Origin of the sequence: Aminobacter sp. Y103A, assembly GCF_030294925.1 — a bacterium.
GTDB lineage: Bacteria > Pseudomonadota > Alphaproteobacteria > Rhizobiales > Rhizobiaceae > Aminobacter > Aminobacter ciceronei.
Genome location: NZ_AP017986.1, coordinates 3,788,000 through 3,807,514, shown reverse-complemented (window position 1 = coordinate 3,807,514; position 19,515 = coordinate 3,788,000). Strand labels below are relative to the sequence as shown.

Below are 19,515 nucleotides of genomic sequence, written 5' to 3'. Positions count from 1 at the left end.
GCCCCTTTTTGTTTGAGGTGGGCGCTTGAGGTGCGTCCTTCGAGGGGCGCCTTTTCAGGCGAACACCTCAGGATGAGGGCGGTTGGGCAGAGGCGCTTCTCGGAAGGGCGTAGCGCCGTCAGGAGAGCGGGGGCCAACTCCTGCGTCCTGAGTGCCTGCGAAGCGGGCCTCGAAGGACCCGCGCACGACCAAGGTGCGCCCGTCGGGCAGCCGGACGCTACTTCGCCAGCGTGTAGAAGGTCAGCGTGCGCGGCTCGCCCTTGGAATAGTTCATGCCTTCAATGATACCGCGCTGCCGGAGCGCGTCGGCACCACCGGGAATGGCCGCGAGGAAGGCTTTGCTCTCGGCTTCTGCGACGACGGCGATGGCGCAGGCGGGATCGGCGATGAGCGCCGCTGCCGCACCCTTGCCGTCGGTTAGCTGCGTGTTCGTGCCGGCGAGGAAAACGAGGCTTGGCTCGCCATAGCCGGCCGAGGCCAGAACGGAGGTCGGGCAGGGCTTCAGCTTCTCGAAGCGCTCGGCGATCTCAGGGCTGAGCCAGAGCGGCTTGAGCGGCGGCAGGATCTTCAGCGTCAGCACGCCAAAGACCGCAGCAGCCGCCGCCGCGGCGAGGGCGATGCGCTTGACCGGGTCCATGCCATCAGGCGCGCCGATGCCGTAGCGGGCGGCGATCAGGACGAGCACGGCGGCCAGCAACCCCCACCAGGAGACATAGCCGAGGAAGTAGGGCGTGATGCCGAAAGCGATTGCCGAAAGGCCGATGCTGATACCGAACATGCCGAAGGCGCAAGCGCGGCGCAGCCAGAGCTGCCAGCGCGACAGCTCGATGCTGGCGGCCGATTTGGAGGTCAGCAGCCAGGCCATCAGCAGGATCATCGCCGGGTAGGCCGGCAGGGCGTAATGCGGCAGCTTGGTCGGAATCAGCTCGATCGCCACCCAGTAGGGCAGGTACCAGGCAAGGCAGAACAGCAGGCGCGGGTCCTGCCGGAAGTTGTTGAGCGCCTTGAGCCCGCCTTCGAGTGCCACCAGCGCGAAGGGCCACATGAACAGCGAATAGGTCAGGAAATAATAGCCGGGCGGGAAACCGTGGGATTCCTGGCCGGAGCCGACCTTGCTCAGCAGGTCCTTGCCGACTGACTCCTGCCAGAATTCGGCGCCGGTCTTGAGCGTAATCAGGATCAGCCAAGGGGCCGCAACCAGAAGGGTCAACAGCAGGCCGGTGAATGGTCGAAGCTTGCGCAACCATGCGCGGTCCTTGTCGAAGACGACGAGGGCGGCGATGGTGAGCAGGCTGAGGAAGGGGATCACCGGTCCCTTGATCAGCAGCGCCAGGCCCTGTGCGGCCCAGAACAGCCAGTTGGCGTTGCCCTGCGGCCTGCCGGCCTTGTGGCCGAGATAGATGGTGGCTAGCGCGCCCTGGGCGAGCAGGGCGGTGGCGAGAAGGGTGGCATCGGTCTTGGCGATGCGCGCCTCGACGCCCAGCATCAGGATGCCCATCATGCCGAGGCCGGCAATGACCCCGGCGCTGCGTCCGAACATGCGGTCGGCGATGAAGGCCAGCGCCAGCACCGAGAAGGTACCGGCGAGCACCGAGATCAGGCGGTAGACCCAGATCGGGGCGTCGCTGCCCTGGCCGCTCAGAAGCACCGCTGTGGATTGCAGCCAATAGATGCCGGCGGGCTTCTTGTAGCGCGGCACGTCCTGGAAGCGGATGTCGACATAGTCGCCACTCTCGACCATCTGCTTGGTCGCCTGGACGAAGCGCGACTCGTCGCGGTCGGTCGGCGGCAACGTCGAGGTGCCCGGCGCAAAGGCGAACAACGCGAGCAGGCCCAGGAGGAGATAAGTCAGCGGCGTCAACGTTTTGCGGGACGTTGCGGAGGTTTTGAGTCCGATGGTCGACATGCCCGTGGTCAGTCCGTCTTGGACATAGCCAGGCGCCGCTCATTGGCGATCAGCCAGAGATTGCGGATGTAGATGAACAGGCCGAGCCCCTGGCCGGCAATGAAGACCGGGTCCTGGCGCTTGATGGCGTAGATCAGAAGCAGCGCGCCGCCGCCGAGCGAGAAGAACCAGAAGGCGATCGGTACGACCGAGCGCTTGGCGCGTTCGGAAGCGAGCCACTGCACCACAAAGCGCATGGTGAAGAAGCCCTGGGCAACGAAGCCGAGCAGGATCCAGCCGTCGAACTGGGCGATGAAAACGTCGTGCAGCCAGGTGCCGAGTTCCGAGATCAGGTTCATTGGCCAAGCTCCGTGACTGATGGCACGACCTTGCGGCGGCGGCGCAGCCACCACACGCCGAAGAGGTCGAGAACGCCGCGCAGGCCGCGATCGAGGATGCCGTAGTTGGACTTGCCGTGGATTCGCGAGCGGTCGACGACGTCGACATGGACCACGCCACGGCCTTCGCGCAGCGCAAGTGCCGGCAAATAGCGATGCCAGCCGTCGAAGAACGGCAACTGGCGGAACAGGTCAGTGTGCAGGGCTTTGAGGCCGCAGCCCGAGTCGCGGGTGCCGTCGTGCAGAATCCGCTCGCGCAGGCCGTTGGCAAAGCGCGAAGACAGCTGCTTGAGCTTGGTGTCGGTGCGTTTGAGACGCTGCCCTGCGGCGATGCCGACGGTGGGGCCGGCGGCAACAAGCGCGTCGGCGAGCTTGGGCAGGTAGGCCGGGTCGTTCTGGCCGTCGCCATCCATGGTGACGACGACGTCGCCTTTCGCGGCAAAAACCCCGGAACGGACGGCCGCACTCTGGCCGGCGGAACGGTCGTGCCTGACGTGGCGCAGGCGGCCGGCGCTGCGCGCTAGCTCGGCGAGAACGTCTGGCGTGCGGTCGGTGGAGCCGTCGTCGACGACGATGATCTCGTAGTCGCGGCCGGCCATCGCGGCGTGAACCTCGCCGACCAGGATCGGCAGGTTCTCAGCCTCGTTCTTGCACGGAATGACGATTGAAATCATCAGTTTGCCTGGGGAAGGTTACAACAGGATGGCGAAATTCGCGGCCTCAATAGCATAAAGCCGCGCCTTTGCCACGATGGTTGCGCCTTTCCCTGAGCCAAGTTCCCAGTTGACTGCTGGGGCAGGTCTCACATTTTCGAGATGTCCATTGGGGCAAGGTCTCCCTTGCCCCAATGCAATGCTCAGCGCTTGTCCCTGATGTCACTCAGCGTGCGCGTCGGCGTGATCGCTTCGGGATCGAGCTTGATCTCGATGATCGACGGCTTGCCGCTGGCGCGTGCGCGTTCGAAGGCTGCGGCGAACTCGTCGGTCTCACGCACCGTCTCGCCATGGCCGCCATAGGCGCGAGCAAGGGCTGCGAAGTCAGGGTTCTTGAGGTCGGTTGCCTCGACACGGCCGGGATATTCGCGCTCCTGGTGCATGCGGATGGTGCCGTAGATGCCGTTGTTGACGACGATCACGATGATCGGCAGGCCGTATTGCACGGCGGTGGCGAATTCTTGGCCGTTCATCATGAAGCAGCCGTCGCCGGCAAAGGCGATGACCTCGCGCTCCGGGAACAGACCTTTGGCGGCAACCGCTGCCGGTGTGCCATAGCCCATCGAGCCGGAGGTCGGCGCTGCCTGCGTGCCGTAGCGGCGGAAGCGGTGGAAACGGTGCACCCAGGTGGCGTAGTTGCCGGCGCCATTGGTGAGGATGGCGTCCTCGGGCAGCACCTTTTCCAGCCAGTTCATGATCGGGCCCATCTGCACGGGGCCGGGGCCGGTGAGCGGCGGGGTCGACCAGGCGAGATAGTCGGCATGCGCCTTTTTCGTCTCCTCGGCCCAGCCTGGTACTGCCGGACCCTTGCGCCTGGCGAAAGCTCGCACGAAAGCGGCCGGCGAGGCGTTGATGGCGATCGTTGGCCGGTAGACGCGGCCGAGCTCGTCCGGATCGGCATGGACGTGGACGAGCTGCTGGTCCGGATAGGGGCTCTTGAGCAACGTGTAGTCGGACGACGGCATTTCGCCGAAGCGGCCGCCGATCAGCAGCACGAGGTCGGCTTCCTTGATGCGCGTGGCGAGCTTTGGATTGATGCCGATGCCGACATCGCCGGCATAGTTGGCGTGCAGGTGGTCGAACAGCATCTGGCGCCGGAACGAGACGCCGACCGGCAGCGACCATTTCTCTGATATCGCCTGAATGTCATCGAAAGCCAGGCGCTGGTCCCAGCGCGTGCCGCCGAGGATGACAAACGGGCGCTTGGCTGCGTTGAGCAGCGCCTCGACCCGGTCCAGCTCGGCCTCGCCAGGATGGGTTTCCACTTGTACGGCGGGAAGGGCGACAGGTGCCTCGACTTCGCTGGTCAGCATGTCCTCGGGCAACGAGATGACGACCGGGCCGGGACGGCCCGACGTCGCCACCGAAAAGGCGCGGGTGAGCAGCTCGGGAATGCGCGCGGCGTCGTCGATCTCGACAACCCATTTGGCGATGTCGCCGAAGAAGCGGCGGTAATTGACCTCCTGGAAGGCCTCGCGCTCCTTGGCGTGGCTCGCCACCTGGCCGATGAACAGGATCATTGGGATCGAATCCTGCATGGCGATATGAACACCGGCCGACGCATTGGTGGCGCCGGGACCGCGGGTGACGAAGCAGATTCCTGGCTTGCCGGTGAGGCGGCCGTGGCAGTCGGCCATCATCGCGGCACCGCCTTCCTGGCGGCAGACGATGCTCTGGACCCTGGAATCATGCAGGGCATCGAGCACGGCCAGATAGGATTCGCCCGGCACGCAATAGATGCGGTCGACGCCATTGGCCTCGAGCGCCTCGACGATCAGTTTTCCGCCGGTCTTCATTTCGCAGTCTTCTCCAGTTCGGCAAGGATCTCAGCGGTGTGTTGCCCGAGGCGCGGCGACGGGCGGTCATAGGCAAGCGGCGTCTCCGACATCACCATCGGCGCGCGCACCGACGGCAGCCTGTTGCCGAGGCCGTCGTCGAGGTCCAAGCGCATGCCGCGCGCGATCGCCTGCGGATCGGCGAAAGCCTGGCCGATGGTGTTGATCGGGCTTGCCGGCACCCCCGCAGCCTCGAGCTTTGCCAGCAACTCTTCGCGGCCGAAGCCGGTCAGGGCTGCGACGATCTTTTCGCGCAGCGCGACGCGGTTGGCGACGCGGGCCGAGTTGGTGGCGAAGAGCGGGTCGGTGGCGATGGCTTCGAGCCCGACGATGGCGCAGAATTTCTGGAACTGGCCGTCATTGCCGACAGCAAGGATGAAGTGCCCGTCGCGCACCGGCAACACCTCGTAGGGCGAGATGTTGGGGTGGGCATTGCCCATCTGCACCGGCGAGTTGCCCGAGACGAGGTAGTTCAGGTTCTGGTTGGCGAGCACCGACATCTGGGCGTCGAACAGCGCCATGTCGACATGCTGGCCCTGGCCGGTGGCCTCGGCGTGACGCAGTGCCGCCTGGATGGCGATGACGGAGTAGAGCCCGGTGAATATGTCGGTGACGGCGACGCCGACCTTCTGCGGCTCGCCACCGGCGGGGCCGGTGATCGACATCAGTCCGGACATGCCCTGGACGATGAAGTCGTAGCCGGCGCGGGGGGCGTAGGGTCCGTCCTGGCCGAAGCCTGTGATCGAGCAATAGACCAGCTTCGGATTGATCTTCTTCAGGCTGTCATAGTCGAGGCCGTATTTCTTCAGGCCGCCGAGCTTGAAGTTCTCAATCAGCACGTCGGCGCCTGCGACCAGCTTGCGCACGATCTCGGCCCCTTCCGGCGTCGAGAAGTCGAGCGCGATCGAGCGCTTGCCGCGGTTGCAGGAATGATAATAGGCCGCCGAAAGGTTTTCGCCGTCATGCGAGGTGACGAAAGGCGGGCCCCATTTGCGGGTGTCGTCGCCGCCGTCAGGATTTTCGACCTTGATGACATCAGCCCCGAGGTCCGCCAGCAATTGCCCGGCCCAGGGACCGGCAAGGATGCGGGCAAGTTCGATGACGCGGATTCCGTGAAGAGGCGGATAGCTCATGAGACACCAGATGTCATTTCAACAGATTGTACACAATTGGCTCTAACAGGAGTCCCGATTGGCCGCCACAGCGTTGGACTGGGCCAGCCCTGCCATTCACCGGGGAAGCGTCCGGTCGAGCCAACCGGCGAAATCGGCCATGATGGGTTCGCGGTTGATCTCGTTCAGGCTTTCGTGGCGGGTCTCGGGATAAACCTTTGAAAGGAGATTCGAAAAGCCCATCCGGCGCAGCCGCCCGGCGAGCGCCTCGACAGCCTTGCCGCCATCGGTTGCGGGATCGCGTTGACCGCCGACCAGATTGAACGGCAAATCCCTGCGCACGCCGGCGAAGTTGCCGTCGTCGGCACCGGCGAAGACGAGGTCGAAGACGTCGATCCACATCGACACCGACGCATCCCAACCGCAGAGCGGATCGGCGACATAGGCGTCGACCTCTGAGACATCGCGCGACAGCCAGTCGAATTCGGTGCGTCGGTTGGGAATCTTCCTGGCCCAGTCGCCGAAGGTCAGTTTGGGCAGCATGCGGGAGGGCACGTCCGAGCCCAGCCGGAAGCGCTCGAAGGCGAGGATCGCCTGCGCCAGGCGGCCAAGTATGCCGGCGGAGAAATTGGCGTTCCATATCGCGGCAGCAGCAACGCGTTCGGAGTGGCGCAGGACGAAATTGAGCGCGATCAGCCCGCCCATCGAATGACCGAAGACGACCACCGGCAGACCGGGATGCTTTCCGGCGATATGGTCGTGGATCGCCGCGATGTCGGCGACCACGATGTCAAAGCCGTTCTTGCCGGCGAAACGGCCCTTGGGCGCATCGGGGGCAGTTGTCGCGCCATGGCCGCGATGGTCGTGTGCATAGACATGGCAGCAGCGCGCGGCAAGGAAATCGGCGAAACGGGCGTAGCGCGCGCCATGCTCGGCGAGGCCGTGGTTGATCTGGACGACGGCACGGGCAGGGGTGTCGGCGTGCCTGACATAAAGATTGAGTTTTGCCCCGGTCGGGGAGGCAAGCGTGGTGGCGGTGTCGAACGGCATTGCTGTCTCCCCCGGTGCGGACTGTCGGGGATGTCAGGTGCGCCCGTCAAGGCCGGCGAACCGTGGTGCACAGGGACAATGTCAGGAGTTGTCACGACGTCCCTTGTTCGGCGGAAGCCAGCCCATATATTGCGCTAACCCCAGAACCGGCCGCCCCCGCCGGCATTTTTCGCGATTTTCCGTACCATTCCCAGCTGAAGTGATGATCGTCATGCAGCCGATTATTTCCGTTTCCAATCTTTCCAAGACCTATGCGTCGGGCTTTTCGGCGCTGAAGAACATCAATCTGGACATTCGCCGCGGCGAGATTTTTGCGCTGCTCGGGCCCAATGGTGCCGGCAAGACGACGCTGATCAGCGTCATCTGCGGCATCGTCAATCCGACTTCGGGCACCGTACTGGCCGATGGCCACGACATCGTTCGTGACTATCGTGCGGCGCGCACGCTGATCGGCCTCGTGCCGCAGGAGCTGACGACCGACGCCTTCGAGACGGTGTGGGCGACGGTGAGCTTCAGCCGCGGCCTGTTCGGCAAGCCGGCCAATCCGGCCCACATCGAAAAGATCCTCAAGGACCTCTCCCTGTGGGACAAGAAGGACAACAAGATCATCACCTTGTCGGGCGGCATGAAGCGCCGCGTGATGATTGCCAAGGCGCTGTCGCATGAACCGCAGATTCTGTTCCTCGACGAACCCACGGCAGGCGTCGATGTCGAGCTCCGGCGGGACATGTGGGAGGTGGTGCGCCTGCTGCGCGAAACCGGCGTTACGATCATCCTGACCACGCACTATATCGAAGAAGCCGAGCAGATGGCCGACCGCGTCGGCGTGATCAGCCATGGCGAGATCATCCTGGTCGAGGAAAAGGCCGAGCTGATGCGCAAGCTTGGCCGCAAGCAACTGACGCTGCAGCTGCAGCAGCCGCTGGAGCAGGTGCCGCCGGCGCTTTCGAGCCACGGGCTCGAACTGTCCGAGGACGGCAACGAGCTCATCTACACCTACGACACCCAAGGCGAGCGGACGGGCATCACGGCCCTGCTCAAGGACCTCAACGACGCCGGAATCCGCTTCCGCGACCTGCAGACCAAGCAGAGCTCGCTGGAAGAGATCTTCGTCAATCTGGTGAGTGAACGGCGATGAATTTTTACGCGATCCGCGCAATCTATCTGTTCGAAATGGCGCGTACGTGGCGCACGCTGCTGCAGAGCATCGTCTCGCCGGTCATCTCGACCTCGCTCTATTTCGTCGTCTTTGGTGCGGCCATCGGCTCGCGCATCAGCGAGATCAACGGCATCAGCTATGGCGCCTTCATCGTGCCCGGCCTGGTCATGCTGTCGCTGTTGACCCAGAGCATTTCCAACGCATCGTTCGGCATCTACTTCCCGAAATTCGTCGGCACTATCTACGAGCTTTTGTCGGCGCCGGTGTCCTATCTGGAGATCGTCATCGCCTATGTCGGGGCGGCGGCGTCCAAGTCGATCATTTTAGGCGTGATCATCCTTGCCACCGCGGCCCTGTTCGTTCCGCTGCAGGTCCAGCATCCGGTCTGGATGCTGCTGTTTTTGGTGCTGACGGCGGTAACCTTCAGCCTGTTCGGCTTCATCATCGGCATCTGGGCGCGCAGCTTCGAGCAATTGCAGCTGGTGCCGCTGCTGATCGTTACCCCGCTGACCTTCCTGGGCGGCAGCTTCTACTCTATCGACATGCTGCCGCCGTTCTGGCGCACGGTGTCGCTGTTCAATCCGGTGGTCTATCTGGTGAGCGGCTTCCGCTGGAGCTTCTTCGGCGTCTCCGACGTCAATGTCGGCATCAGCCTCGGCATGACGCTGGTGTTCCTGGCGGCATGCCTTGCCGCCGTCTGGTGGATCTTCAGGACTGGCTGGCGCATTAAGGTGTAACAGAAGGGCGGAGGCTTACTCGGCCCATTCCCTGTCGGCGGTGAAGGCGATCGTCAGCCAGCGGTCGGGGCCTTCGTCGCCGAGTTCGTCGCCAATCTCGTTGCGCAGGGCGTCCCATTCCTCGATGGTCCTAGCGGGCAGGCCGGGCGGGACGATGAAATAGAGCTCGACCTGCATCAGGCGGCCGACCTTGGCGACATAGGCGCGGTATGAGACGAAGCCGTGCTTCTTCACCGTTGCCCGTGCGACCTCGTCGACATGTGTCTTGAGCGCCTCGGGCGTGATCAGCAGAATGTCGGAGAAGGCCTGGCGAATTGTGCCGATGGGCATCGGGATGATGACCAGGCAGACAAGCGCGAGCACAGCCGGATCGACATAAGGCGCTGTCCAGGCAAGCTTTGAGCCTTCGACTAGCCAGCCGCCGATGAAGGCGATCAACAGTGCCGCGGTGATGCCGCCCGACATCATCCAGGCGGTGACGTCGAGCGCCACGAAGTCGGACTGGATCGTCCGGTTGGCGCGGCTGCCGATGGTCGCCATCGTCAGGCATGCGGCAAGGGTGACGGCCGCATAGATGATGGCGAAATCGAATTCGAGATGATGTCCGCCGGCCAAAAGGTTGGCGACAGCATTGATCAGCGCGTAGCAGGAAACGCTGATCAGCACGATGCCGTTCAGGCCGAGCACGATGGGCTCGAGATGCCAGAAGCCAAACGAGAAGCGCTTGTGCAGGCGTCGGTTGTGGGTGGCATTGCTGGTGATGAGGCGGGCGACGATCAGCGCCAGGATGGTCATCGTCGCATCGGCGAGCGAATAGGCGCCGTCGAAGGCGATGGAGAAGGAGCCGCTGAGGACGCCGAAGACGATGCCGAACAGCGCCACGACGAACGTCACGGCGATTGACATCCGAAGCAGATTTGTTTCGGTTTTCATGGATCAGCTATGAAATAGCCGCCTGCGGATGTCCATCGCTGACGGCTTGAGGGCGGTCTTGCCTCAGATCGCCTTGCCGTTCGAGGCCAGGCGGAAGCTCTCGCGGCCGCCGCTCGGCACCACGATCATCTGCTTGACCTTGCCCTGCTTGAAGGCGGTGAGGAAGCGCTTGTAGTCGGCGAAGGCGACGCAGCCATGCGACTCCTCGCGCCCACCGCGCAGCAAATAGCTATGCGTCAGGAAGCCGTCGCGGCCATATTTGTTCTTGCCGTCGACCGGCAGCATGCGGATCGCCTCGACGCCGTGGAAGCGGCTCTCGCGCATCTTGAGATTGTAGGTGTGGGGCGGGGTCGGGCCGTTCATCTTGACGTGGACGTAGCGCGGGTTGTCGGCCATGTTGCCGATGCCCGAATGTGCCTCGAGCACGCTGCCGTCGGGCATGTAGACCTTGGCGGCGCTGATGTCATAGACCGCTACGCCGTTGCCGGTGCGGATCTTACCGCCGAACAGGCTGCGCAGCGACTGGCCGAGCGTGCTGCCCGGCTTGTCCTCGGGAATTTCCGGGCGCGCATAGGCGAGTTTTTGCGGCTTTCGGGTTTCTGGCTTTTCGACCACCTTCGGTGCACTGACCTCGGGATCGGGGGCGTTCGCCTTGCCGACATCTGCAGGCTCGGCGGCAGCGACTTCGGGGCGGAGTTCCGGACGGGGGCCGGCCGACGGGGTTTCGGCATAGTCGGGCAGGGCGGCCGCTTCTGCTTCAGCTTGTGCCGCGGCGAGTTCCTCTTCGGAAGACCCGGTCAGAAGGGTCGACAGTGCAGTGTCGGCAGCGCCGCCAGGCGACGGATCAGCATAAGCGAGGATGGTCGGGCGCTCTGCGACCGAAGCTGGCAAGGATACCGGCTGATCGGCGCTCTCTGCGGCGTCGGCAAGCTGTTTCAGTTCGACGGAACTGGCCGCGAACAGGCTGGCGAGCTTCTTGGAGCTCAGATCAGCCTTGCTGGCTATGGTGTCGAAGCGGGCGGCATTGCTGTTTGCGGGCGCGGCAGCCGCTACGGTTGCATGGCGGGCTGATTTGCCCAGACTGCCGGCTAGGCTGGCCATGGCGGCGGGCTTGGCGCCGTTGGCGGATATCAAGGGCTTGGTCGAGGCGGCGAGCCGCGATGCCTTGTCGGTACTGACATAGGCCGTGAGCCGCGCCTGCTTGACGATCACCGGCTGCGCGTGCGGCTTGGGCGCCAGGTGGGCCGGATCGAAGGCGCTGACATTGCTTAATGCGGCCATGCCGGCCATCGACCACGCCGCCATGCCGGCGAAAGCCGTGCCGACACAAGCGATGACAAACGGGCGCACCAGACGGCGCAAGGATTGTGGACGAACGATTTTACTCAAAACGCGTAGCAGACCAGTTGTCCCGCAACATCGTGCGGCCGGCGAAGCGACCGCAGTGCGTGATTTCCGGAATGTCCCCAACTCGACAGAACGATGGAGAAAGGATGGACAAATGTGGTTAATTTTTGCTTTGCGTTTGCGCCAAACATCGCAGGCCCGGCATTCGGGGCCTGAGAACCCTGCGTCAGGGGTATCCGACGGTACGGTGCCGCATGGTCAGCGCCAGTATTGGCGCCTGTCCAGGTGAGAACTGTGCAAGAGAATTTCGAGGTCAGCCAAGTGTGTTCTTGTGGATCATGCCGTCCTTCATGATCACGACCATGTTCTTGCCCGGCTCGCTGATCAGGTCGATATTTTCGAGCGGATTTCCGTCCAGAAGGAGCATGTCGGCGAGGGCGCCTGGTTCGATCACGCCGAGCTTGCCGGGATAGGGATTGCGCAGATTGGACAGCGCCAGCAGCTGCGCATTCCCCGAAGTTGCCATGCGGAGTGCCTCGGCATTGGTGTAGAAATTGCTGAGATGGGTGAACATGACGCTTTGGCGCGCGGTCATTGCCGGCGAAAACAGCACGTCGGAACCCCACGCGGTCCTGATGCCGTGCTTGCGAACAAACTCGTAGACCTTGGGAGTGCCGGCGAACAGCTGCTGGATGCGTTCCGCGCTTGGACCGGTCTGAGGCTCAGCATCCTCGACGGTGAGGAATGGCTGCATGCTGAGCCATACGTCTTTTTCGGCAAAGAGCTTTGCCGTCGCCTCATCCATCAGGTGCGCATGCTCGACGCAGGCCGCACCGGCGTTGATCGCCCGCTGAACGGTGTTCGGGGCATAGGCGTGGACGGTGATGTATGTATTCCAGTCTTTTGCCACAGAGACGGCAGCGCGTATCTCGTCTTCGGCAAAGGTCGACATGTCGAGCGGGCTGCGCGGCGACGAAACCCCGCCACCGCCGACAAGCTTGATCTGCGATGCCCCCTGGATCAGCTGCTCGCGGATGCGCATCTTCAAGTCGGGAATGCCATCGACGACCGCGTTGGCTCCCATCAGTTCGCCGACGCTGAGCTGGTTGCCATCTCGCGGGATCTCTGTCGGCATGCGCAAATCGCCGTGGCCTCCTGTCGTCGTGATCATCGCTCCGCAGGGAAAGATGCGTGGGCCCGGAACTATGCCGCTGTCGACAGCCTGTTTGAACGAGAAAACCGGACCACCCAAATCCCGGATCGTGGTGAAGCCGCGCAGCAAGGTACGCTCTGCCTCGGCGGTGGTGGCAGCGAAGATGATGCCCGGATCGCCCGCCAGCAGTACGTTCAACGGCACCGCCGCAAACACCGTATGCCAGTGGGCGTCGATCAGGCCCGGCATGAGCACACGATCGCCGCAGTCGATGACAGTTGCGTCGGAGGGTGCTGCGCTGTTTTTCGTGTCTACCGCTGTGACACGGTTGCCTTCGACCAGGACCTGAACGCCAGTCTTGAGTGTGTCGGAGGTGCCGTCGAACAGTCTGACCTGCCTGAACAGGGTTTTTTGTGACGGGCCGGGTGACTGGGCCAGGGAAGGCGAGGCAAGAGCGGCAAAGCTTGCTCCCATGCCCGCCATGAAGCCGCGTCGCGTAAGGGCCTCGAGGCGTCGCGATGCCTGCTGAATCTCGGGGCTGAAGCAGCTGCAGCCGGTTCCGTGAACGAGGTGCTGGTACTTCTGACCTAACCGGAGCATTGCATCCCCCATCAGCCTTCGAGCGAAGTTAATGTAGTCCCATGGGGGGCATTGGCAACCTTAGATATTGCCTTGGCAAGAATACCACCAAGGTGATCTGGATGGTCCTCTTGCCTGTTGGCGCGGGCACGACCGAGGCGTGGTGTCCGGACAGTGCTCGGACGCGCGTGTCATCGCGATGTTCGCCCCGAAAGCATTTGCCGTTTGGGGTGGGATGGCCTACATAGCGCGCAAATCTCCGTTCACCTGAAGCAGGATACGCGCGCGTGGCACGCCAGTTCATCTATCACATGTCGGGACTGACCAAGTCCTACGGCACCAAGAAGGTGCTGGAAAACCTCAACCTGTCGTTCTACCCGGATGCCAAGATCGGCATCCTCGGCCCCAACGGCGCGGGCAAGTCGACCGTGCTCAAGATCATGGCCGGCCTCGACAAGGAGTGGTCGGGCGAAGCCTGGCTGGCTGACGGCGCCACCGTCGGCTACCTGGCGCAGGAGCCGCATCTCGACCCGGCCAAGACCGTGTTCGAGAACGTCATGGACGGTGTCTCCAAGAAGACCGCCATCATCGAGCGCTACAACGAGCTGATGATGAACTACTCCGACGAGACCGCCGACGAGGGCGCCAAGCTGCAGGACGAGATGGATCGTCTCAACCTGTGGGACCTGGAACAGCAGGTCGAGATGGCTATGGACGCCCTGCAGTGCCCGCCCGGCGATTCTGAAGTGACCCAGCTGTCGGGTGGCGAACGCCGCCGCATCGCGCTGTGCCGCTTGCTGCTCGAACAGCCCGACCTTCTGCTGCTCGACGAACCGACCAACCATCTCGACGCCGAGACCACGGCTTGGCTGGAAAAGCACCTGCGCGACTATCCAGGCTCGGTGCTGATCATCACCCACGATCGCTACTTCCTCGACAACGTCACCGGCTGGATCCTCGAACTCGATCGTGGCCGCGGCATCCCTTATGAGGGCAACTACACCAAATATCTCGACGCCAAGGCCAAGCGCCTGATCCAGGAAGGCCGCGAAGACGATTCGCGCCAGAAGGCGATCTGGCGCGAGCGCGAGTGGATCGCATCCTCGCCCAAGGCACGCCAGACCAAGTCGAAGGCGCGTATCAAGGCCTATGAGGAGTTGGTCGAGCAGTCGCAGAACCGCAAGCCGACCGACACGCAGATCGTCATCCCGGCCGGCGAACGCCTCGGCAATGTGGTGATCGAGGTCGATAGCGTGAACAAGGGTTATGGCGACGAGCTTTTGATCGAAAACCTGAACTTCAAGCTGCCGCCCGGCGGCATCGTCGGCGTCATCGGCCCCAACGGCGCGGGCAAGACCACGCTGTTCAGGATGATCACCGGCCAGGAAACGCCCGATAGCGGCACGATCCGCGTCGGCGAGACCGTCAAGCTCGGTTATGTCGACCAGAGCCGCGATGCGCTCGACCCGACCAAGACGGTCTGGGAAGAGATTTCTGGCGGCGCCGAAGTCATTAAGCTCGGCAAGCATGAAGTGAACAGCCGCGCCTATTGCTCGTCGTTCAACTTCCGCGGTGGCGACCAGCAGCAGCGCGTCGGCAACCTGTCGGGTGGTCAGCGCAACCGCGTCCACCTCGCCAAGATGCTGAAGAACGGCGGCAACGTCCTGCTGCTCGACGAACCGACCAACGATCTCGACACCGAGACGCTGGGCGCGCTCGAAGACGCACTGGAAGCATATGCCGGCTGCGCCGTCATCATCTCCCACGATCGTATGTTCCTCGACCGCATGGCCACCCACATGCTGGCCTATGAAGGCGATGCGCATGTCGAGTGGTTCGAAGGCAACTTCGAAGAGTACGAGAAGGACAAGATCCGTCGTCTCGGCGCCGATGCGGCCACCCCGCACCGGATGAGCCACAAGCGCCTGACGCGCTGACAGACCAAGAAAGCGCCCCGCCCAACCTTCGACAAGGATGTGCTGTTCAACGTCGAGTTGGTCTATGGCGGCGTGTTCCGCATCGACGGCTTTCCGCAGGAGCACATGCTGCCGCTGCTCTTCATCGAGTGCCCGCGCCTGCTGTTCCCGTTCGCTCGTCAGATCATCGCCGAAGCGACCCGCAACGGCGGCTTCCCGCCGCTGATGCTCGACCCGATCGATTTCGCCCAGATGTTCCAGCAGAAGATCGCCGAGGAACAGGCCGCTTCCAAGGTCAAGGTCAGCTAAGACCCCACGCCTTCAAGCGTCATCAATCAAAAGCCCGGCCTCAGTGAACTGACCCCCGAAAGTTGGACACAACCTTCGGGGGTTTTGCATGTCCAAACACAGTGCGCGTTTCAAGCGCTCGGTTGTCGATAGCTATTTGTGCGGGGATGAAAGCTACGCGAGTGCGGCGTCGAAGCGTGGAGTTGACGCGGCGACTGTCCGCAAGTGGGTGGCTTTTTACCAGGCGCATGGCTGGGCGGGACTGTCGGGCAAATACGATCATTACGACGCGACGTTCAAGCTGTCAGTGCTCGAGCGGATGTGGCGAGAAGGTCTGTCGTATCGCCAGACGGCGGCGTTGTTCAATATCCGCAATGCCAGTTGCCTGGCGGGCTGGGAGAAGCGCTATCATGCGGGTGGGATAGAGGCACTCGGCCCACGTCCCGGAGGACGCCCCATGTCGAAGCCGCCGGCCCCCGCAGTGCCTGTTGCACCCAGTGACGAAGCCAAAAGCCGGGAAGAACTGCTGGCCGAACTGAAGCAACTTCGGATGGAGAACGCCTACCTAAAAAAACTGGAGGCCTTAACGCAGGGACACGCGCCCAAAAAGCACAAGCCGTCCAGGCGTTAAGGCCGTTGCATCCGCTTGAGGGCCTGCTCGATCTGGCGAAGCTGCCGCGCAGCACGTTCTATTACAGGCAAAAGGCAGCCTCGCGCCCGGACCGCCATGTGGCGCTGAAGGAGGCGATCAAGGCCATCTTCGACAGCCACAAGGGCCGCTACGGCTATCGCCGGGTGACTGCGCAACTGCGCCAGTCGGGTCAGCGCGTCAATCACAAGACCGTCCAGAGCCTGATGGCCGGGATGGGATTGAAGTCACTGGTCAGGCCGAAGAAGTATCGTTCCTACAGGGGCGAGGTTGGGCGGACCGCTCCCGATCTGTTGCAGCGCAAGTTCAGCGCCGACCGCGCCAACTGCAAATGGGTGACCGACGTGACGGAGTTCAGCGTGGCCGGCGACAAGCTCTACCTGTCTCCCATCATGGACCTCTACAATGGCGAGATCGTCGCCTTCGAGACGGCGCGCCGCTCGCGCTTCAAACTGGTGGACAATATGCTGACAAAAGCCTTCGCCCGGCTCAATGAGGACGAACGGCCGACCCTGCATTCCGATCAGGGATGGCAGTACCAGATGTCGGCATTCCAGCGCAGGCTGGAAACCAGAGGCCTTGCACAAAGCATGTCACGCAAAGGCAATTGCCTCGACAACGCACCGATGGAGAGCTTCTTCGCCACGCTCAAGTCCGAGCTCTTCCACCCGGAAAGGTTCGAAACTGTCCAAAGCCTCGATAAGGCCATCGAGCGCTACATCGACTATTACAACCACCGCCGCATCAAACTGAAACTGAAAGGGCTGGCCCCTGTGCAATACAGGACCCAGCCCTTAAATCTACCAGCTCAATGAACCGTCCAACTTTACGGGGTCAGTTCACAAAGCGGGGCGTTTTTTGTTTTCTGCCCGCTGCTTTGCGTAGCGAGACGGAAAACGCCCTCGCACTTCCCGGAATTGCTTCTGGAGTCCCCGACATGAAGGACTGGTCCGCCGCGCAATATCTCAAATTCGAGGACGAGCGGACGCGGCCGTCCCGGGACCTTCTGGCGCAAATCCCGCTGGAGCGGCCGAGAAGAGTGGTCGACATCGGCTGTGGGCCGGGCAATTCGACCGAGCTTCTGGTCGAGCGCTGGCCGGATTCGACGGTGTCCGGCTTCGACACGTCGCCCGACATGATCGAGCAGGCCAGGCGTCGGCTGCCCGATGTAGAGTTCCAGCTCGCCAATGCGCGCGACTGGACGCCCGACGAGCCCGTCGACGTGATCTTCGCCAATGCCGTGTTCCAGTGGCTGCCGGACCATCAGGCCGTTCTGGCACGCCTGATGACGCTGCTCGCCCCGGGCGGGTACCTCGCAGTGCAGATGCCCGACAATATCGGCGAGCCGTCGCATATGGCGATGCGCGAGACCGCAGCCGCAGTGCCCTTCGCCGCAAGGATCGCAGGCGCCGCCCGCGCGCAATTGCCATCGGTCGTTTCATATTATGACCTGCTCGTGCCGCTGTCGGCGCGGGTCGACATCTGGCACACCGTCTACAACCACCCGCTGGCGGACGCCGCGGCGATCGTCGAGTGGGTCAAGGGAACGGGGCTCAAACCCTTCGTCGATCCGCTCGAACCGGCCGAGCGCGAAGCCTATCTCGCCGCCTACACGGCGCGCATCGCCGCTGCCTATCCGCCCGCCGCCGACGGCAAGGTGCTGTTGCGCTTTCCCAGGATCTTCCTGGTGGCACAGCGAGCATAGGGCGGGATATCGGGGCGAGTGTTGCGTTCAGGGCGTATTCGAACGCCTCCATGTGACGTAATCTGCACTTGGCGAGTCTGCTGGAGACGGGGGTAGGATGCGCCGGGGCCCGATGGCTCCATTTTCGTCGCTGGAGCATGGGTTTTTCCGAAGCGGTAACTGCTATCGGGCATGCTGCGGAAATTCAGGCATGGACGGTCTTATGCATCGCGTCATCATCAGTGGCATCGGCGTCGAAATTCCCCAGGCAACGATCAGCAACGACGAACTTGTCGAGAGCTTCAACGCCTGGGCCGACATCGAGAACATCAGGCGCGAAGCCGCAGGGCAGGAGCCGATCAAGAGATCGGACAGCGACTTCATCGTCTATGCCTCCGGCGTGAAGAATCGGCACGTCCACACGCTCGACGGCATTCTCGACCCTGAGCGGATGACGCCGCGCATCGCGCCGCGCGCCGACGACGTCCTTTCGGTCGAGGCCGAGTTCGGTGTTGCCTCGGCACGCGAGGCGCTCGCCCATGCCGGGCTCACCGGCGCCGACATCGACATGGTGATCTGCGCCGCCTCGCACCAGCAGCGACCTTATCCGGCGATCTCGATCGAGATCCAGAAGGAGCTCGGCATCGAGGGTGCTGCCTTCGACATGAGCCTCGGCTGCTCGTCGGCGGCGGCCGCCCTGCACGTCGCTTTCAATCTCGTCCGCTCGGGCGGACAGAAGCGCGTGCTGATCGTGACGCCCGAGATCATCACCGGGCACCTCAATTTCCGTGACCGCCAGACGCATTTCATCTTCGGCGACGCCTCGGTGGCGATGGTCGTCGAGGCAATTGGACCCAAGGAGACCCGGCCGGGGCGCTTCGAGATGCTCGACACGCGCAACTGGACGCAGTTCTCCAACAATATCCGCACCAATTTCGGCTTCCTGCTGCGTGCCGGACAGGAAAACACCTCCGTCGTCGAGATGGAGGGCAACATGATCAAGCAGGTCGGCAACAAGGTGTTCAAGGAGGTGACCCATGCGGCGCATCGCTTCATCACCGCCTTTCTCGCCGACCACGGCATGACACCGTCCGACATCAGGCGCTACTGGCTGCACCAGGCCAATGCGCGGATGAACGCGATGATCCTGAAGCTGGCGCTCGGCCATGATGCCGACCACGACAAGGCGCCGATGGTGCTGGAGCGGCTGGGCAACACGGCGGCGGCCGGTGCGGTCATCGCGCTCAAGGAAAACCACGAGGACATGAAGGCGGGCGACCACGGGTTGATCTGCGCCTTCGGCGCCGGCTACTCGATCGGCGGCGCGCTGGTCCGCATGATGTGAAGGGGCGACCAGGGGATCGATCAGTTCGGATGATCGCCGGGATCAGGCTTTTTGTCTAGATTTCCCGGGTCATGCCGTTCAAAGCAGCAGTCCTAAACCGAGAAGGCTAAAGATGCTCGACCCGACCATGCACCGCGAGGGCGAACCTGAAATCCTGCCGGGCCGCAAATTCGCGGCGCGCGTTGCCGGTGTCTACACCGCGCCGGAAGACCATTTCGTCACCTGGGCGGTGGAAACGCTGCCGCTGACCTTCGAGGGCATCGTCGGCGATGTCCATGCTGGTCACACCAGGCGCTCCGGCGGGCGCGAGCCGTGGTATCCGCGAGGCACCGAGATGCGCAACGAGCGGCAGCTGTCGATCGTCGCACCCGACGAGATGGCAATCGTCGCCGAGCGCATGGGCCTTGCCGAGATCAAACCGGAGTGGATCGGTGCCAATCTCCTGCTCGAGGGCGTGCCAATGCTGTCGATGCTGCCCTCGGGCACCATGCTGTTCTTCAAGGGTGGCGTGACGATCAAGATCGACGGCCAGAACGCGCCGTGCCGCGTTGCCGGTCGCTCGATCGCCGAGCATGCCGGCATGGTCGACCACGACGCCGGCTCGCTGCTGTTCCCGAAAGTGTCGCGCCGGCTGCGCGGGCTCGTCGGCTGGGTCGAGAAGCCCGGTGTGATTGCGGCCGGCGAAGAGGTCTCGGTGCGGGTGCCCGAGCAGTGGATCTACAGGGCGTGAGC

Annotated in this window: 16 protein-coding genes and 1 pseudogene; 8 read left to right on the top strand and 9 right to left on the bottom strand. The window is 63.2% G+C overall.

Annotated elements, in window-relative coordinates; all coding sequences use genetic code 11:
* Window positions 1-217: 217 nt before the first annotated feature.
* From Amn_RS18725 to Amn_RS18700, 6 genes are all read right to left on the bottom strand, one after another.
* Complete coding sequence (locus tag Amn_RS18725) at window positions 218-1,906, bottom strand: ArnT family glycosyltransferase (protein WP_286290889.1); 1,689 nt, start codon at window positions 1,904-1,906, stop codon at window positions 218-220.
* 8 nt (window positions 1,907-1,914) lie between these two features.
* A complete protein-coding gene (locus Amn_RS18720; protein WP_067960293.1) occupies window positions 1,915-2,244 on the bottom strand; it encodes a lipid-A-disaccharide synthase N-terminal domain-containing protein in 330 nt (109 codons plus the stop codon).
* On the bottom strand, window positions 2,241-2,957 hold the full coding sequence (locus Amn_RS18715) for a glycosyltransferase family 2 protein (RefSeq protein ID WP_286290888.1): 717 nt from the start codon (window positions 2,955-2,957) through the stop codon (window positions 2,241-2,243). The genes Amn_RS18720 and Amn_RS18715 overlap by 4 nt, the downstream gene beginning before the upstream one ends.
* Before the next feature lie 182 nt (window positions 2,958-3,139).
* A complete protein-coding gene (locus tag Amn_RS18710) occupies window positions 3,140-4,792 on the bottom strand; it encodes a thiamine pyrophosphate-binding protein (protein WP_192315506.1) in 1,653 nt (550 codons plus the stop codon).
* Window positions 4,789-5,964 carry a CaiB/BaiF CoA transferase family protein gene (locus Amn_RS18705; protein WP_286290887.1) on the bottom strand — a complete coding sequence of 392 codons (1,176 nt, stop codon included), beginning with the start codon at window positions 5,962-5,964 and terminating at the stop codon, window positions 4,789-4,791. Before Amn_RS18705 ends, Amn_RS18710 begins: the two co-directional genes overlap by 4 nt.
* Before the next feature lie 96 nt (window positions 5,965-6,060).
* Window positions 6,061-6,993, bottom strand: a complete 933-nt coding sequence (locus tag Amn_RS18700; RefSeq protein ID WP_286290886.1) for an alpha/beta fold hydrolase — start codon at window positions 6,991-6,993, stop codon at window positions 6,061-6,063.
* A gap of 211 nt (window positions 6,994-7,204) precedes the next feature.
* Between Amn_RS18700 and Amn_RS18695 the strand changes: the two genes are divergently transcribed.
* Window positions 7,205-8,131, top strand: a complete 927-nt coding sequence (locus Amn_RS18695) for an ABC transporter ATP-binding protein (protein WP_067966320.1) — start codon at window positions 7,205-7,207, stop codon at window positions 8,129-8,131.
* Window positions 8,128-8,889 carry an ABC transporter permease gene (locus Amn_RS18690; RefSeq protein WP_154386318.1) on the top strand — a complete coding sequence of 254 codons (762 nt, stop codon included), beginning with the start codon at window positions 8,128-8,130 and terminating at the stop codon, window positions 8,887-8,889. The genes Amn_RS18695 and Amn_RS18690 overlap by 4 nt, the downstream gene beginning before the upstream one ends.
* Window positions 8,890-8,904: 15 nt before the next feature.
* Here Amn_RS18690 and Amn_RS18685 read toward each other — a convergent pair whose 3' ends face one another.
* From Amn_RS18685 to Amn_RS18675, 3 genes are all read right to left on the bottom strand, one after another.
* Window positions 8,905-9,822, bottom strand: a complete 918-nt coding sequence (locus Amn_RS18685) for a cation diffusion facilitator family transporter (RefSeq protein ID WP_286290885.1) — start codon at window positions 9,820-9,822, stop codon at window positions 8,905-8,907.
* Window positions 9,823-9,885: 63 nt separating this feature from the next.
* Entirely contained in the window at window positions 9,886-11,172 is a 1,287-nt protein-coding gene (locus Amn_RS18680; RefSeq protein WP_286290884.1) for a DUF2778 domain-containing protein, read from the bottom strand.
* 310 nt (window positions 11,173-11,482) lie between these two features.
* Window positions 11,483-12,922, bottom strand: a complete 1,440-nt coding sequence (locus Amn_RS18675) for a metal-dependent hydrolase family protein (RefSeq protein ID WP_286290883.1) — start codon at window positions 12,920-12,922, stop codon at window positions 11,483-11,485.
* Between the two features lie 266 nt (window positions 12,923-13,188).
* Here Amn_RS18675 and ettA point away from each other — a divergent pair, with 266 nt between their 5' ends.
* From ettA to Amn_RS18645, 6 genes and pseudogenes are all read left to right on the top strand, one after another.
* Window positions 13,189-14,838 (top strand): energy-dependent translational throttle protein EttA, encoded by a 1,650-nt coding sequence (gene ettA, locus Amn_RS18670; RefSeq protein WP_067960305.1) that lies wholly within the window; start codon window positions 13,189-13,191, stop codon window positions 14,836-14,838.
* 27 nt (window positions 14,839-14,865) lie between these two features.
* Window positions 14,866-15,126, top strand: a pseudogene (locus Amn_RS18665) (protein-export chaperone SecB); the annotation flags it as partial.
* Window positions 15,127-15,214: 88 nt separating this feature from the next.
* A protein-coding gene (locus Amn_RS18660) for an IS3 family transposase (protein ID WP_502874729.1) occupies window positions 15,215-16,569 on the top strand; the annotation gives its coding sequence in 2 pieces (ribosomal slippage) (window positions 15,215-15,691 and window positions 15,694-16,569; 1,353 coding nt in all).
* Between the two features lie 122 nt (window positions 16,570-16,691).
* Window positions 16,692-17,459, top strand: coding sequence for a trans-aconitate 2-methyltransferase (gene tam / locus Amn_RS18655; protein WP_067960308.1), 768 nt, complete (start codon window positions 16,692-16,694; stop codon window positions 17,457-17,459).
* Window positions 17,460-17,661: 202 nt separating this feature from the next.
* Window positions 17,662-18,783: a beta-ketoacyl-ACP synthase III gene (locus Amn_RS18650; protein ID WP_067960313.1), complete on the top strand. Its 1,122-nt coding sequence runs from the start codon at window positions 17,662-17,664 to the stop codon at window positions 18,781-18,783.
* A 112-nt stretch (window positions 18,784-18,895) separates the two neighbouring features.
* On the top strand, window positions 18,896-19,513 hold the full coding sequence (locus Amn_RS18645) for an MOSC domain-containing protein (protein WP_067960316.1): 618 nt from the start codon (window positions 18,896-18,898) through the stop codon (window positions 19,511-19,513).
* Window positions 19,514-19,515: the final 2 nt, after the last annotated feature.

Bases quoted from the DNA above. Each gene is read 5' to 3' on its own strand.
- Amn_RS18695 (WP_067966320.1), top strand. From the start codon at position 7,205: ATGCAGCCGATTATTTCCGTTTCCAATCTTTCCAAGACCTATGCGTCG.
- Amn_RS18710 (WP_192315506.1), bottom strand. From the start codon at position 4,792: ATGAAGACCGGCGGAAAACTGATCGTCGAGGCGCTCGAGGCCAATGGC.
- Amn_RS18685 (WP_286290885.1), bottom strand. From the start codon at position 9,822: ATGAAAACCGAAACAAATCTGCTTCGGATGTCAATCGCCGTGACGTTC.
- Amn_RS18650 (WP_067960313.1), top strand. From the start codon at position 17,662: ATGCATCGCGTCATCATCAGTGGCATCGGCGTCGAAATTCCCCAGGCA.
- Amn_RS18725 (WP_286290889.1), bottom strand. From the start codon at position 1,906: ATGTCGACCATCGGACTCAAAACCTCCGCAACGTCCCGCAAAACGTTG.
- Amn_RS18700 (WP_286290886.1), bottom strand. From the start codon at position 6,993: ATGCCGTTCGACACCGCCACCACGCTTGCCTCCCCGACCGGGGCAAAA.
- Amn_RS18675 (WP_286290883.1), bottom strand. From the start codon at position 12,922: ATGCTCCGGTTAGGTCAGAAGTACCAGCACCTCGTTCACGGAACCGGC.
- tam (WP_067960308.1), top strand. From the start codon at position 16,692: ATGAAGGACTGGTCCGCCGCGCAATATCTCAAATTCGAGGACGAGCGG.
- Amn_RS18715 (WP_286290888.1), bottom strand. From the start codon at position 2,957: ATGATTTCAATCGTCATTCCGTGCAAGAACGAGGCTGAGAACCTGCCG.
- Amn_RS18690 (WP_154386318.1), top strand. From the start codon at position 8,128: ATGAATTTTTACGCGATCCGCGCAATCTATCTGTTCGAAATGGCGCGT.
- Amn_RS18705 (WP_286290887.1), bottom strand. From the start codon at position 5,964: ATGAGCTATCCGCCTCTTCACGGAATCCGCGTCATCGAACTTGCCCGC.
- Amn_RS18720 (WP_067960293.1), bottom strand. From the start codon at position 2,244: ATGAACCTGATCTCGGAACTCGGCACCTGGCTGCACGACGTTTTCATC.
- Amn_RS18645 (WP_067960316.1), top strand. From the start codon at position 18,896: ATGCTCGACCCGACCATGCACCGCGAGGGCGAACCTGAAATCCTGCCG.